Here is a 13,879-nt window from a genome sequence, read left to right as displayed (position 1 = left end):
TGTGCCGGCTGGCATCAGCCAGCTCGCCTATCAGCTGCGCGGGGTCGTGACGTACTTGACCTCGAGGAACTCGTCGATGCCGACCTGTCCGCCCTCACGGCCGAGACCGGAGTGCTTGACACCGCCGAACGGCGCACCCGGGTTCGACACAAGACCGGTGTTGAGGCCGATCATGCCGCACTCGAGCTGCTCGGAGAGCTTCATACCGCGGGCGAGGTTCTCGGTGAAGAGGTAGCCGGAGAGTCCGAAGTCGGTCTCGTTGGCCATCTCGATGGCCTCTTCGTCGGTCTCGAATGTGAAGATCGGGGCGACAGGCCCGAAGATCTCCTCCTTGCGGATATCGGAGTCCTCCGAGACGTTCGTCAGCACAGTCGGCTCGTAGAAGTAACCGGGCCCGTCGACCTTGCTGCCGCCGGTGAGGACCTTCGCTCCCTTCTCGACGGCGTCGTCGACGAGGCTGGCGACCTTGTCGCGGGCCTTCTCCTCGACGAGCGGGCCGATCTTGTTGTTCTCATCCAGGCCGTTGCCGATCGTCATCTTGCCCATCTCATCAGCCAGTCGCTGAGCGAACTCATCAGCCAGCGAGGTGTGGACGAAGAAGCGGTTGGCCGCAGTGCAGGCCTCGCCGATGTTGCGCATCTTGGCCAGCAGCGCGCCTTCGACGGCCTTGTCGAGGTCCGCGTCTTCGCACACGACGAACGGGGCGTTGCCGCCGAGCTCCATCGAGGACTTCATCACGTTCTGCGCGGCCTGCTCCAGCAGTCCGACACCAACCTCGGTCGAACCGGTGAAGGTGACCTTGCGGGCGATGTTCGACTCCATCCACGGGGTCACGACCCGGCGGGCGGAGTTCGAGGTGACGACGTTGAGCACACCAGCGGGCAGGCCGGCGTCCTTGAGCGCCTCAACAAGCATGAGCGAGGTGAGCGGGGTGAGCTTCGCGGGCTTGAACACCATCGTGCAGCCGGCCGCGATCGCCGGCCCGATCTTGCGGGTGCCCATGGCCAGCGGGAAGTTCCACGGGGTCACGAGCACCGACGGGCCGACCGGCTCGCGGGAGACCATGATGCGGTTCTTGCCATCAGTGGACTGCATGAAGTTGCCGGAGACGCGTACGGCCTCCTCAGCGAACCAGCGGAAGAACTCAGCGCCGTAGGCGACCTCGCCGCGGGACTCGGCGATACCCTTGCCCATCTCGGCGGTCATCACCGTGGCGATGTCCTCCTGACGCTCGATGAGCAACTCATAGGCCCTGCGCAGGATCTCGCCGCGCTCACGCGGGGGCACGGCAGCCCATTCGGCCTGCTTCTCACCGGCGACCCGGATCGCCTCCTCGGCATCGGCTGCCGAACCGTCGGCGACAGTCGCGATGACCTCACCGGTGGCCGGGTTCTCCACGTCGATGGTCTTGCCGCCTTCGGCCTCGCGCCATTCGCCGTTGATGAAGAGACCGGTGTTGACCTTGTCCAGAATGGGCTGGATGTCCATGTTCGCCTCCTTGAGAAACGAGAGTTCGTATGAAACTGCGGGGTCCCGTTGCCAGTCTAGACCGCGGCCGCACGTTGTGAAGCCGGGCTGAGTGCACATGAGACACCGCAGCGCTGACCGGCGCAGGAGCCGGTCAGCTGGGGTGGGGAATCAGGCGAGATGGTCCTGCCACTGCGGGTGCTTGCCGACGTAGCGTTCGACATACGAGCACGTCGCGCGGATCCGGTAGCCGGCATCGACGGTGTCGGTGAGTGCGTAGTCGACGAGCGCGCCGGCCAGCCCGCGGCCGCCCCACTCGGGAGAGACGACGGTGTGGTCGAAGTCGCGGATGCCCCCGGCAGCCGCCTGACCGGACTGGTGGTAGTCGGCGAACCCGATCTGCTCGCCGTCATGGCTGATGGTGTACCGGCTGGCCTCGGCGTCGTGGGCCAGGGTGAAGGTCTCGGAGTCGACGGTGATGTCCATGTGCGTCCTTTCATCGGCCTGACGGCGGCCGGCTGGGAGTCCCGACCGCCTCGAAAACGGTAGTGTCCTCACCCCACCACTCTACTCCCGTTATGCGAGCGGCCCGGACGCTGGGCGATCTGCCCGCTAGGCTGGTGGGAGAACGCCGCAGGCCCAACCCGGGAGGACCCATGAAGATCATCGACGGTGACACGATTCTCGCCCACATGGATTACGGACAGGCGATCGAGGCGCTGCGCAATGCACTGGCCGGGGACTTCGACCCTGCGAACGATACAGCCCGGGTGTCGGCTGAGCTCAGCCGCGGCGAATTCCTCTTCATGCCCGCCGAACTCGGCCGCTACTGCGGGTTCAAGGCCCTGACCGTCACCCCGGACAACCCGGATGACGGGCATCCGCGCATCCAGGGCAGCTACCTGCTGCTCGACTCCTACAACCACACCACGCTGGCCTACCTCGACGGGATCGCGATCACGAACATCCGTACCCCGGCCGTCTCGCTGGCCGGAGTCAAAGATGTCATCGAGCAGCGGTTCCCCGACGGGGTGCGCCTGGCGCTCTACGGAGTCGGCCCGCAGGCCCTGCCGCACATCGACGCGACCGCGGCGGTCACGAAGATCCACGACGTCAAGGTCGGCGTCAAGAGCCTGGAGCGCGCCGATGAGGTGCTCGCCGGCCTTGCCGACCGCGGGCTGAGCGGCTCGCCGATCCTCTCCGGCAGCGAAGGCGCCGAGCAGGCACTGGCCGACTGCGACCTCATCATCACCGCGACCTCGTCCTCCGAGCCGCTGTTCAATTCCGCGAGCGTCCGCAAGGATGCGATCGTCGTGGCGATCGGCTCCCATTCTCCGGACTGCCGTGAGCTGCCGGCCGAGCTGCTCGGCCGCGGCACCGTCATCGTCGAAGCCAAGCACACCGCCGAGGCCGAATGCGGCGACCTCGTGCTGGCGATCGCGGAGAACGAGCTGACGATCGATGACGTCGTGACCTTCCGAGACGTCGTGTGCAAGGGCACCGCGATCCTCGACCCGGACAAGCCGGTGGTGTTCAAGACCTCGGGCATGTCGTGGGAGGACCTCGCGATCGCCTCGGCCGTGTACGAGGCTCTCGAACGGTGACGACACCGGCAGGAGAGGCCTTCGCGCCTGCGCGGGTGGGTGAGTCCCACATCCCGGATTGGGTTGCGCTCATCGAGTCCGCCTACCGCGGGAACGCCTCGCGGGCGGGTTGGACGACCGAGGCCGATCTGCTCGATGGGCAGCGACTGGATCCGCAGCTGGCCGCCGAGACCCTGGCCGAACCCGGCACGGTCGTGTTCCTCGTGCGGTCAGCCGATGGCACGCCGCTGGCGACCGTGCAGCTCGTTGAGCGCGATGACGCCTGTGCCTACCTCGGCATGTTCGCCGTCGCTCCGGCCGCGCAGGGCACGGGCACCGGTTCGAAGCTCATGGCCTGGGCCGAGGCGTGGGTTGAGGAGAACTGGGGTGCCGCCCGGATCCGGATGAGCGTCATCCGGCAGCGGGCCGAGCTCATCGCCTACTACGAGCGCCGCGGATATGCCGCCACCGGTGAGATCGAACCGTTCCCCTATGGAGATGAGCGCTTCGGGATCCCCAAGCGCGACGACCTGGAGTTCGCGATCCTGGAGAAGCGGCTCGGCCGAGGGCCCTCAACCGATCGCCACGCGCTCGCGGTTCCGGCCCATCGGCAGGCTGCGGGCGGCGAGCGTGTGGATGATGATGCCGGCGATGAGCGCGGCCAGGGCCAGCCATGCGGCAGCCGGCATCGGCTCGCCGAGCACGATCGTGCCCATGAGGGTCGCGACGATGAGCTGGACGAGCATGACGATCGCCGCCACCGGCGCGGCGATGCGCTTGACCCCGGTGAAGAACAGCGGATAGGCAACCACCGAGGCGAAGATCGCGAGCACGGCCAGGCAGCCGATGACCGCCCACGGCCGGTCCGTGCGGCCGAGGAACCCGGTGGCGGCAGCGAACGGGGCGAGGGCGACTGAGGCGATGAGGAACGTCAGCGTCGTTGTGCCGAACACCGAGGTGCCGCCGGTCGACAGGCGCTTCGAGGAGATCGTCATGAGTGCGTGCGCGGCTGCGGCGGTGACGGCCAGGCACACGCCGATGACCGACACCTCGGCGACGGTCGCCCCGTTCGTCAGTCCGACGACACAGGTCATGGCTACCAGCGGTGGGATCATCGTGAGCCAGCCGGCGAGGTTGAGGCGGGTGCCCAGCAGTGGCATCGACAGCACCGCCATTGCCACCGGGCTCACCGCCAGGGGCACGATTGTGCCGAGGCCGGCGCCGAGTGAGGCGACCGAGGCGTACATGAGCGACTGGGCGGCGGCGAGCGCCGAGCCGATGATGATGAGGGCGAAGCCGTGCCGGTGCATGATCGCCAGCAGGCTCGGTGCCCTGTCGTGATGCTCGGGTGAGAAGGCCCGGCGGGCCTCGTAGGCAAGCGCGAGGATGATGCCGGCGGCGAGGAACCGCCAGAACGTCACGGTCGCAGCCGATATCGTCGAGATCGCGAAGATGAACCCGGCGAGACCGGCACCGGCTCCCCAGGTGGCAGCACCGGCGGCGACCGAGGCGACGCCGGCCCAGTCGGTGCGCTCACCGGCAGGTGCGGCAGGTGAGACCGGCAGGTGGGAAGCGGGCGTGAGCGTGTGCTGTGCAGGGGAGTGGACCATGAGGCTCATGGTAGGAGAAATCGCCTGGCACGCGATTGCCGCTGTTGCCCGCGTGCAGTCAATCTTGGCATGATTCGCTCATGGATACGATTGATCGCGCAATCATCGACCACTTGGTGCTGGACGGGCGGCTGAACAACACCGAACTGGCTGACCGGGTCGGCCTCACCCCGTCGCCGTGCCTGCGCCGGGTCCGTCGGCTCGAAGCCGAGAGCATCATCACCGGCTACCATGCCCGCATCGACCCGGCGGCGATCGACCGGGCGTGTGAGGTCATCGTCCACGTCGACATGGGCACGAAGACCAAGCAGATCGCCGAGACCTTCGAAGGTGAGCTCATCGACTGCGATGAGGTCATCGAGCTGCGCCGCATGTTCGGCAACCCCGACTACCTCGTGCGCATCGCCGTGAAGGACTTGGAGGCCGCCGAGCACTTCATCTCCCAGGTGCTCACCGCCATCGAGGGTGTCGAGCGGGTCAGCTCCCACATCACGATGAAGGTCCTCAAAGCCCCGCTGTGAGGCCGAGCTGAGACCGGAGCCGACGCGTTCCGACTGGTGGGAGGGCCCTATGCCAAGATGAGAGGCAAGAGCCATATGTCAAGATGGAGGGCGCCAAACGGTTCCGGTCCGTAACGAGCCCGCCCGCGGGAATCCCGGCATCACCGCCTGTCGCCGAGCATCTGAAAGGCCGTGCGCATGGCGGTCTCGCCGCGGGTCCGCAGCTCTCACTGGCTTCGGCATCGGCGCTGCCGGCACCCGCCGCTGAGCCGCATGCTCGCCCGCTGCCAGTGAGGCCCCGGACAGGCGCCCGGGGTCTCACTGAGTGAGCGGTCTCAGACGGCCAGCCAGATGCCGAGGCCTGCGACGCCGGCGACGATGAGCGTCGACAGGGTGGCCAGCAGAACCGGCATGAAGCCGAGCTTGATGAGCGATTTGATGTGCACGCCGGAGCCGAGGGCGAACATCGCCGCGGTCAGCGCGATCGTCTGGCCGATGCCAGTGGCGGTGACGGCCCAGTCGGGCAGCCAGCCGAGCGTGCGGATGATCGCCATGGCGAGGAATCCGATGATGAACAGCGGCACCATCGGCGGACGGGCGGCCTTGACCTCGGAGTCCGGGCCCGGGGTCAGGGTCGAAGCCGCGGTGCGGCGCACCGAGAGCGCCAGGATCGCCACGATCGGGGCGAGCATGAGCACCCGGGCGAGCTTGACGACAACGGCGACCTTGAGCGCCTCGGGCCCGATGATCCCGCCGATCGCCACAACCTGGGCGACCTCATGGGTCGAGGCACCGGCCCACATGCCGGCGGTCTCCTCACCCAGGCCCAGCAGGCCGGCGATGAGCGGGACGGCGGCGATCATAAGGGTGCCGAAGAGCACGACGAGAGCGATCGCTGCGGCGACGTCCTCCTTGCGGGCGCGCACCGTCGACTCGACGCCGGCGATCGCGGCGGCACCGCAGATCGAGAAGCCGCAGCCGATGAGCAGCGACAGATCTTGGCCCATGCCGAGTAAGCGGCCGAGCCCGATTGTGCCGAGCATGCCGATGGCGACGACGGCGATGACGACGAGGACCAGCTTCCAGCCCAGCGACATGATGTCACCGAGCACCAGCTGGGCACCGAGCAGGATGATGCCCAGACGCAGGATCTTCTTCGCGGAGAACTGCATGCCCGCAGCCCACGATCCCGGCAGCTCACCCATGATGTTGCGCAGCATGATGCCGAGGATGATCGCGATGAGCAGCGCGGAGGCCAGTGGCACGAAGTGCGCGATCCCCATCGCCACGGGCGTGGCCGCAGCGCACACGGCAAGCCCGGGGAGGAACTTCCCGAGGCGGTGGTCGGTGAGCCTGTGGACCGGCTCGTGCGGGGCTGCCGGGCCGGTCTGGGATTGGCGTGCCGGGTCGGTGGTCGCACCTGCCCGGGTCGCCGCCGAGTCGTTGTTCTCTGCCATGCCCTCCACTCTGGGGAGGAAGGAGTGCTGGCAGTAGACCCCAGTTCCGTCTCACTCTCATATGAACTTGATATGACCGAGCGTCGGGCGCACACTTAGGGCCATGACCTCGCCCGATGAAGTGCACCCGCCTGCCGGCCGCCTGCCGGACCCGCAGGTGCTGGCCCTGCTCGTCGAACTCGACCGGCACACCACCTCGATCGGGCAGGCCGCCCGGGCACTCGACCTCGCCCAGCCCAACGCCTCGCGGATGCTGCGCGCCTTCGAACGCGAATCCGGCATCCCGCTGCTCAACCGCAGCCCGCGCGGCACCAAGCTCACCCCGCAGGGCCAGGCGCTCGCCGCCTGGGCCGCAGAGATCATGACCGGCTACGACCACCTGCTCTCCGGGATGGCCGCACTGCGCCGGGAGGTCGGCGCGCGCGTGCGGGTGAGTGCGTCGATGACGATCGCCGAGCATCTGCTGCCGCGCTGGCTCGAGCGCTTCCGCGCCGCCCACCCCAACGCCGATGTCGGCATGAGCATCGGCAATACGACGGCCGTGTGCACTACGGTTCGCGAGGGCAGCTGCGACATCGGGTTGATCGAATCGGCTGAGGTGCCCGAGGACCTCACCGCGCGTCTCATCGGCACTGACGCGCTGGTCATCGTCGCAACCCCCGCTATCGCGGCGCAGTGGGCCGGTCCCGAGGTCGTGTCCGCCACCGCGCTGGCGGCGCGTCCGCTCGTGGTCCGGGAGGAGGGCTCAGGCACCCGCGGCGTCATCGACGCGGCACTGGCGGCGGCCGGGGGAGTGCAGGTGGCTGCGGCGTTTCCGTCGAATGCCGCTGTCAAGGTCGCCGCACTCGCCGGGCTGGCCCCGGCGGCGATCTCACGGCTGGCCGTCGAGTCGGAGCTGCGCACCGGCAGCCTCGTCGAGATTCCGGTGGCCGACGACGTCCGGCTCGACCGGCAGCTGCACGCGCTGTGGGCGAAGGGTCACAGGCTGCGCGGGGCGGCTGCGGACTTCCTCGCGCTCATCCACGAGGAGTAGCAGCGTGCCTCGGCTCGAAATACTAGGCCACCCCGGCTCAACGTGGCTGCGGGGCGGCCTGCGCATCAGCTGGAGAGCAACCTATCCAGGATTCGGTTTCTAGATCCTCGATTGAATCCTTCAAAGTACGTGCTGTGTGTGACCTTGACCGTTTCGATCGAGTCAGACCCGACAAGGACGATATCGACTGAGCTCGAATCACGGTACTTGGCTTCGCGAACGGCATATTCTTCGACAGCGCGCTCGGCGTCATCGCCGAAGTCGAGTTGCTCAATGAGCTCGTCTTTGGCATGGTCAAAGACGAGCAAGAAATGCTTGATCCCGCTCATTCAGTCTCCTCTGTCGGTCCTAGAGCCGCATCTACCTGGATCCACAGGGTCTCGAACTCGGCGTTCAAATGCGCTGGCGGAGTCGTTCCGCCATCCTCATGAGCGTACAGCTCAGACAGAGTGCGGGCAAACCTCTGAATGACGTGGTCTCCTGAATCCTGTTTGAAGTTCTCCCCGACTTGTCCTGAGAACCCCTCTACCATCTGGGCCCACACGTGCATCCGTCTAGATCTCAGCTGTACCTCCAGGGCCTGATTCTGAGACCACGACATGGATCGCACGATAACCGGATTCTCTGGGGTGAGAAACATAGTCTCGTCGGTCTACGATCCGATCGGACCAGCGGTCGCAGAGTGCGGTGTCGAACCGGATCAGCTCTGCTAACGAATCGACGACAACCCGTAGACCGCCAATATCCTGCATTCTTGAGAAATCTAGCCCGGGCTCTCGGATGCACAGCTTCTCCACGATTGTTGCTTCTCTCTTGAGCCGTTGAGTCACGCTGGCTTCGATGCTGAGCTGAGACGCGAGGCTTCTCAGCTCGGTGTTCAGATCGACCATCGGCCGGTTGAAGCGGGATCGATGAGCTTGCATCGTCCTGATCGCTCCCTGGAATTCTGCCAAGGTCGCTTCACCGCGCATGTACTTGCGCATGATCGAGCCAGCTTTGCGAAGAGCAGACCTCGAAGGAGGTGGAGAAGTTCCTGTGTTCATGCCTGTCAGCCTAAGACGAGGCACGGACGTTGGGCGTGTCCGCCGCCTAGCTCAGACTGCTGATCGTCCGATTCTCGCTCTCGCTCACGTGGACGAAACGCCTCACCCCGGCCGGTGTTCGGTGAAGACCTCCTCGAACACGGCGGTGCCGAACTTCCGGTAGTCGGTGCCGTCGTAGTACCACTCATCGAGGTCTTCAACTCCGCCGCCGTCGGTGAAGCCGAGCTCTTCGATGCGCGTGCCCCACTTCTCACCGGCGGCTGCCATGTCATCGGCGAGGCTGTCGTGCCCGGCCTGCTCACCGGCTTCACGGCTCATCTCCTGCGTCTGGTCCCCGAGTGCCTTCTGCACCTCGGACGGGAACTCGGTGATGGTCCCGCCGGCATCCTTGACCGCCCCGACTGCCACGGCATTGCCGCCTACGGAGACCTGCATCTGCCCGTCGAAGGCGGCGATCATCGCATCGTAGATGACCTGCTGATAGGCAAGTGGCAGCTCACGGTAGGTCTTGCCTGCCATATACGCCCCAGGGGAGCGGGAGAAGCTGTGCTCGGTCGGGTAGGCGATGTGCTTGGCGACGTCGAACATCCCGGATTCGGCGGCCGGGATGAGCTGGCCGAGGTCGCAGTCGATGGTGTTGCGCTGCAGCGCCTCATAGGTCTCCGGGAAAGGCAGCGACACCGGAGTCGCACCGAGGTTCTGGATCTGCTCGGACTGGGCCGAGGATCCGATCCGGATCTGCCGGCCGTCGAAGTCCTCAGCAGTCTCCAGCGGGTCGGTGCAGATCGTGTAGTACCCGCCGGAGGCGATGAGCGGGATGAGCGGGCTCAGCCCCTGCGCCTCGAACTCCTCGACCAGCGCATCGGTGCCCCACGCCACCTCGGCACCGGCGGCATTGGCGACGAGCTCACCGGCATACGGCGAGGTCGGCAGCACCGCAAGCGAGGTGCTCATCGCATCGAAGGCGGGGAACTCGGCCGGGTCGTAGGCCGGCAGCGTGAAGGCCAGGTCGACGCGCCCGTCGGCGAGCGCATCGTGGACTTCGGTGTAGCCGGCGATCGCCTGCCCCCACACGATGTCGACGCTGATCTTGCCGCCGGAGCGCTTCTCGATCTCCTCGGCCAGCACCGTGCCGCCGGGTGCCATGACGGACTTCTCGCTGGCAGCCGTCGGCTGGTAGGTGATCGTCACCGGGTCCAGGTCAGCCAGTGCCGCATCGACGTCGGCCTGTTCGGCACCGTAGTCGAAGCCGCCGCCGGCGCCCGCACTGTTCGTCGACTGGCCGCCGGCCGACCCTGCACATCCGGCCAGCATGACCGCCGCCGAGGCGGCCGCGGTGGCGAGCAGGCGGCGAGTGAGCGCCGGGCGGGGTGATGATCCGGAGGCAGGCAGTCGTGTCATGTCAAACATCTTATGGACAGCGCACGCGCAGCGGTCTATGAGAGTCCTCACATACCGCTGCGCGTGCGTGCCGGTCAGCTGTTCAGCGTCCAAGCGCTGAGCCGCCCAGGCGCTGTGCCGCCCAGGCGACGTGCCGGTCAGCTCGGGCGGTGCTCCATCGCCCTGCCGTTTTCGTAGTTGTGCTTGGCGAACTCGGTGTAGTCGGTGTCCTTGTCGTACCACTCGTCGAAGTCACCGGTCTCACCGTCGTCGACGTAGCCGAGGTCCTCGATCGCGCGCTGCTGGCGGTTAGTCGCCTCGGCGATCGCGTCGACGTTCTCCTGGCTCAGCTTGCCGTCGGTGACGGCCTGCTTGATGAGTTCCTGGGAGTACTCGCCGACGTTGTCCTGCACATCATCGTCGAACGGCTCGACCTCACCACCGGCTGCCTTCGCCTGGCTGATGGCATCGGCGTTGCCGTCGATGACGGCCTTCATGCCGCCGGAGGCGGCCAGGGCATTCGAGTCGAAGATGATCTGCTGGTAGGCCAGCGGCAGCTCCGTGAACGTCTGGCCGGCCAGGTAGGCGCCGGCGGTGCGCGAGAAGGAGTGGTCGGTGGTGTAGCCGAGGTTCGGTGCGACATCGAAGATGCCGGACTCGGCTGAGGGCACGAGCTGGCCGAGCGTGCAGTCGACGGTGCCGCGCTGCAGCGCCTCATAGGTCTCCGGGTACGGGAGCGAGACCGGTGAGCCGCCGAGCTTCGTCACCTGCGCAGCCTGTGCCTGCGAGGCGATGCGGATCTGGCGCCCCTTCCAGTCATCGGCTGACGAGGTCGGCTCAGCACACACGTTGTAGTACCCGCCCGAGGCGGCGAACGGCGTGAGCGGGACGAGGCCCTTGGACTCGTACTCCTCGATCGCCTCCGGGATCTGCCAGGCGATGTCGCTGCCGACGGCGTTGGTCACGAGCTCGCCGGCGAACGGCGAGGCCGGCTGGTCGGCCATCGCGGTGCCGATCGCATCGATGACCGGGAACTCATCGGGGAAGTAGCCCGGCAGCGTGTAGGCCACGTCGACGCGGCCGTCGGCCAGGGCGTCATGCACCTCGGCGTAGGAGGCGATCGCCTGACCCCACACGATGTCGACGGTGATCTTGCCACCGGAGCGCTCCTCGACGATCTCCTTGAATACGGTGCCTGTCGGGGCCATGACCGACTGCGCGCTGGCCGACGAGGGCTGGTACTTGATGGTGACCGGGTCGAGATCCTTGATGAGCTCATCGACCTCGGACTGGTCGGCGCCGTACTCGAAGCCGTCACCGCCGCCTTCGCCTCCGCCGCCCCCGCCGGCGCTGCCGGCGCAGGCGCCCAGCGTCAGTGTGAGTGCGGCGCCGGCAGCCAGGGCACCAGTGGCCTGCGCCCGCCGCGTCTTCATCAGGTGGGTTGTCACGAGAGTCTCCTTCTCTTGCTGCGCCGGGTCAAGCCCCGGCAGGCTGTGCCGGCAGCGCCGCCGGCGGTGTGGGTCGGGGTCTGGCGCCGGGTGGCAGCAGACCGATCGGTTGAGTCGGGAAGTCGTCGTCAGCCGCCGGCTGGGTTCATCTGGGCCGGCAGCCAGGTCGCCATCTCCGGGAAGAGGATCATGAGGGCGAGGAACAGCACGGCGATCGGCAGGAACCACAGCAGTGCAGTGAACACGTCCTTGAGGGTGATCGTGTGCCCGAGGTTGACCTCCGGTGCCTTCGTGATGTTGTGCACGATGTAGGAGAGGATGCCAACCGGCGGGGTGATCATGCCGAGCTCGCCCAGCAGGACGACGAACACGCCGAACCACAGTGCTGAGACGTCCATCGCGTCGAGGGTCGGCAGCAGGATCGGGATCGTCAGCAGCATCATCGACAGGGTGTCGAAGAACATGCCCATGATGAGGTAGACCACCACGAGCACGAGCAGGAAGCTGATGCGCGAGAGCCCGAGGTCGGTGATGATTCCGGTGATCATCGGCGCCAGGCCGGTGATGGCCAGCAGCTTCGTCAGCATCTCCGCGCCGATCATGATGAAGAAGATCGCAGCGGTCGCACTCACAGTCGAGATCGCAGCCTGGGACACGCGGGTGAGCGGCTTGTCCCGGCGGGTGTAAAGCAGGCACAGCAGCAGGGCTGCGCACGCGGCGGCCGCGCCGGCCTCGGTCGGGGTGAAGGCACCGGAGAACATGCCGCCGAAGAGCACGATGAGGATGAGCGGGAATCCCCAGATGTCACCAAGGGAACGGAACCGGTCCCGCCAGGTTGAGGCCGCCGCCTCGGCGCCGGTGCCTGTGCCCTTGCCCACCAGAGCCGGGGCGAAGAGCCCGAGGAGGAAGATGAAGACGGCGAAGGTGACCGCCAGCAGGATGCCCGGCAGGGTGCCGGCGATGAGCTGCGGGCCGACCGGCACCGAGGCGATGCCGGCGTAGACGACGAGGAGGATCGAAGGCGGGATGAGGTTGCCGGGCAGGCCGGCGACGATGACGGTGCCCACGGCTACCCGCCGGTCATAACCGGCACGCAGCATCTCCGGGATGCCGGCCCGGCCAAGCGCATATGTCATGCCGATCGTCGAGCCGGACACTGAGGACAGGCCCGCACCGGCGGCGGTCGTGCCGATGCCGATGCCGCCGGGCAGCCACGAGAACCAGTGATCGGCAGCCCGGTAGATCTTCGACGTCAGCCCCGACTGAGTCAGCAGCATGCCCATGAAGATGAACATCGGCAGCACCGAGTACGACCACTGCGAGACCGAATGGAACGGCGAGGTCGAGAGGATGTTGACGGTGGCTGGGATGCCGGAGAGCGCATAGACGCCGATGAGGCTGGGCACTGCGAGTGCGATCGCGGCAGGCACGGCGAGGAAGAGCAGGATGAGCATCATCGCGATGCACCACATGCCGGCGATCTGCGGGGTGGGGCTGGTGAACAGTCCGGCGAGGCAGCCGGCGAAGAGCGCCAGGCCGATGCCGAGTGTCAGCCAGCTGCCGCGGCCGGCGCGGGCTGCGTGGGCGGCACGCGCCTCGGCCTTCTTGTCGGCGGGCAGCAGCTGAGTGGGGGAGATGGTCATGGCCTGCCTCAGATGATGGTCTCTTCGATATCCCGTTCGGCCGTCTCACCGGTGAGCGGATTGACCTCGGGATTGCGGGTGCGGGCGGTGATGATGATGTCGACGACGAACAGTGCGGCGAGCATGGCGAACACGACCGGGACGAGGAAGTACACCGGCCAGGCGATGATGTCGGTGACCCCGGCAGTCGCGCCCATGTCCATGCGTTTGAGCGCCTCCTTGAGCCCGAACCACGCGAACCCGACGCTCACGAGCGCGCCGAGGGCATAGCCGAAGATCTTCATGATCGCCTGCGGCAGCGGGGCGAGCCGGTCTGAGAGGAGGGAGACGGTGATGTGCTCCTTCTGCAGCTGTGCGGCCGGAATGCCGAGGAGGGCGACGAAGGGCAGGTACCAGAAGGCGACGATCTCGTTGGTGCCGAAGATCGGGGCATTGAAGAGGAACCGCGACAGTGCGTGGACGACGATGTGGGCCATCATGAGTACGACGGCGATCGCGGTGAGGATCGACAGGGATCTGTCGAGCAGCGCGTTGAGCCTGGACACCAGTGTCACCTCGGTTCGTATCACGGTTCGTCGCCCGCTGGTGCGGGCGCCACGGCGTCAACTGAAGTTGACGTTGGTATCAAGTTAATGATTGTTCAGCCAGTTTTCAAGAACTTTCTATGACCTGTGACACAGTCGAGACAGGTGGCCGCCGCAGGCCCGACGAGACG

At 66.7% G+C, this 13,879-nt stretch carries 13 protein-coding genes and 1 pseudogene; 4 read left to right on the top strand and 10 right to left on the bottom strand.

The genetic code is table 11. From position 1 onward, the window contains the following. Window positions 1-30: 30 nt before the first annotated feature. Together M3B11_RS12790 and M3B11_RS12785 are read right to left on the bottom strand one after the other, a co-directional pair. Complete coding sequence (locus M3B11_RS12790; protein ID WP_259877828.1) at window positions 31-1,488, bottom strand: NAD-dependent succinate-semialdehyde dehydrogenase; 1,458 nt, start codon at window positions 1,486-1,488, stop codon at window positions 31-33. Between the two features lie 150 nt (window positions 1,489-1,638). After that, window positions 1,639-1,953, bottom strand: a complete 315-nt coding sequence (locus M3B11_RS12785) for a GNAT family N-acetyltransferase (protein WP_259877826.1) — start codon at window positions 1,951-1,953, stop codon at window positions 1,639-1,641. A gap of 170 nt (window positions 1,954-2,123) precedes the next feature. On the opposite strand from M3B11_RS12785, the gene M3B11_RS12780 reads away from it, so the two are divergent. Further along, on the top strand, window positions 2,124-3,071 hold the full coding sequence (locus M3B11_RS12780) for an ornithine cyclodeaminase family protein (protein WP_259877825.1): 948 nt from the start codon (window positions 2,124-2,126) through the stop codon (window positions 3,069-3,071). After that, a pseudogene (locus M3B11_RS12775) lies at window positions 2,957-3,514 on the top strand (GNAT family N-acetyltransferase); the annotation flags it as partial. The gene M3B11_RS12780 and the pseudogene M3B11_RS12775, both read left to right, overlap by 115 nt. 108 nt (window positions 3,515-3,622) lie before the next feature. Here M3B11_RS12775 and M3B11_RS12770 read toward each other — a convergent pair. Continuing rightward, complete coding sequence (locus M3B11_RS12770) at window positions 3,623-4,660, bottom strand: DMT family transporter (protein ID WP_259877824.1); 1,038 nt, start codon at window positions 4,658-4,660, stop codon at window positions 3,623-3,625. Window positions 4,661-4,740: 80 nt separating this feature from the next. On the opposite strand from M3B11_RS12770, the gene M3B11_RS12765 reads away from it, so the two are divergent. Further along, window positions 4,741-5,181, top strand: a complete 441-nt coding sequence (locus tag M3B11_RS12765; protein WP_259877823.1) for an Lrp/AsnC family transcriptional regulator — start codon at window positions 4,741-4,743, stop codon at window positions 5,179-5,181. Window positions 5,182-5,495: 314 nt separating this feature from the next. Here M3B11_RS12765 and M3B11_RS12760 read toward each other — a convergent pair whose 3' ends face one another. After that, window positions 5,496-6,617, bottom strand: a complete 1,122-nt coding sequence (locus M3B11_RS12760) for a YeiH family protein (protein ID WP_259877822.1) — start codon at window positions 6,615-6,617, stop codon at window positions 5,496-5,498. Window positions 6,618-6,720: 103 nt separating this feature from the next. Here M3B11_RS12760 and M3B11_RS12755 point away from each other — a divergent pair, with 103 nt between their 5' ends. Beyond that, a complete protein-coding gene (locus M3B11_RS12755) occupies window positions 6,721-7,650 on the top strand; it encodes a LysR substrate-binding domain-containing protein (protein WP_259877820.1) in 930 nt (309 codons plus the stop codon). 65 nt (window positions 7,651-7,715) lie between these two features. Here the strand turns inward: M3B11_RS12755 and M3B11_RS12750 are convergent, their stop codons facing one another. The 6 genes from M3B11_RS12750 to M3B11_RS12725 all read right to left on the bottom strand — a co-directional run bounded on the left by M3B11_RS12750 (window position 7,716) and on the right by M3B11_RS12725 (window position 13,709). Continuing rightward, window positions 7,716-7,979, bottom strand: a complete 264-nt coding sequence (locus tag M3B11_RS12750) for a hypothetical protein (RefSeq protein ID WP_191726933.1) — start codon at window positions 7,977-7,979, stop codon at window positions 7,716-7,718. Between the two features lie 225 nt (window positions 7,980-8,204). Further along, entirely contained in the window at window positions 8,205-8,633 is a 429-nt protein-coding gene (locus M3B11_RS12745; RefSeq protein ID WP_259877816.1) for a RelA/SpoT domain-containing protein, read from the bottom strand. A gap of 162 nt (window positions 8,634-8,795) precedes the next feature. Then, window positions 8,796-10,094, bottom strand: a complete 1,299-nt coding sequence (locus tag M3B11_RS12740) for a TRAP transporter substrate-binding protein (protein ID WP_259877814.1) — start codon at window positions 10,092-10,094, stop codon at window positions 8,796-8,798. Window positions 10,095-10,231: 137 nt separating this feature from the next. Further along, a complete protein-coding gene (gene dctP / locus M3B11_RS12735; RefSeq protein WP_259877813.1) occupies window positions 10,232-11,521 on the bottom strand; it encodes a TRAP transporter substrate-binding protein DctP in 1,290 nt (429 codons plus the stop codon). A gap of 128 nt (window positions 11,522-11,649) precedes the next feature. Beyond that, window positions 11,650-13,164, bottom strand: a complete 1,515-nt coding sequence (locus tag M3B11_RS12730) for a TRAP transporter large permease (protein ID WP_259877812.1) — start codon at window positions 13,162-13,164, stop codon at window positions 11,650-11,652. 8 nt (window positions 13,165-13,172) lie between these two features. Further along, window positions 13,173-13,709: a TRAP transporter small permease gene (locus tag M3B11_RS12725; protein ID WP_102161896.1), complete on the bottom strand. Its 537-nt coding sequence runs from the start codon at window positions 13,707-13,709 to the stop codon at window positions 13,173-13,175. Between the last annotated feature and the right edge of the window lie 170 nt (window positions 13,710-13,879).

The organism is Brevibacterium sp. p3-SID960, assembly GCF_025144725.1.
Lineage (GTDB): Bacteria > Actinomycetota > Actinomycetes > Actinomycetales > Brevibacteriaceae > Brevibacterium.
The sequence above is the reverse complement of the archived record's forward strand: the minus strand, read 5'-3'. Positions and strand labels throughout refer to the sequence as shown.

Excerpts from the sequence above, each read along its gene's own strand:
- M3B11_RS12790 (WP_259877828.1), bottom strand. The coding sequence starts at position 1,488 with ATGGACATCCAGCCCATTCTGGACAAGGTCAACACCGGTCTCTTCATC.
- M3B11_RS12785 (WP_259877826.1), bottom strand. The coding sequence starts at position 1,953 with ATGGACATCACCGTCGACTCCGAGACCTTCACCCTGGCCCACGACGCC.
- M3B11_RS12780 (WP_259877825.1), top strand. The coding sequence starts at position 2,124 with ATGAAGATCATCGACGGTGACACGATTCTCGCCCACATGGATTACGGA.
- M3B11_RS12770 (WP_259877824.1), bottom strand. The coding sequence starts at position 4,660 with ATGGTCCACTCCCCTGCACAGCACACGCTCACGCCCGCTTCCCACCTG.
- M3B11_RS12765 (WP_259877823.1), top strand. The coding sequence starts at position 4,741 with ATGGATACGATTGATCGCGCAATCATCGACCACTTGGTGCTGGACGGG.
- M3B11_RS12760 (WP_259877822.1), bottom strand. The coding sequence starts at position 6,617 with ATGGCAGAGAACAACGACTCGGCGGCGACCCGGGCAGGTGCGACCACC.
- M3B11_RS12755 (WP_259877820.1), top strand. The coding sequence starts at position 6,721 with ATGACCTCGCCCGATGAAGTGCACCCGCCTGCCGGCCGCCTGCCGGAC.
- M3B11_RS12750 (WP_191726933.1), bottom strand. The coding sequence starts at position 7,979 with ATGAGCGGGATCAAGCATTTCTTGCTCGTCTTTGACCATGCCAAAGAC.
- M3B11_RS12745 (WP_259877816.1), bottom strand. The coding sequence starts at position 8,633 with ATGCGCAAGTACATGCGCGGTGAAGCGACCTTGGCAGAATTCCAGGGA.
- M3B11_RS12740 (WP_259877814.1), bottom strand. The coding sequence starts at position 10,094 with ATGACACGACTGCCTGCCTCCGGATCATCACCCCGCCCGGCGCTCACT.
- M3B11_RS12730 (WP_259877812.1), bottom strand. The coding sequence starts at position 13,164 with ATGACCATCTCCCCCACTCAGCTGCTGCCCGCCGACAAGAAGGCCGAG.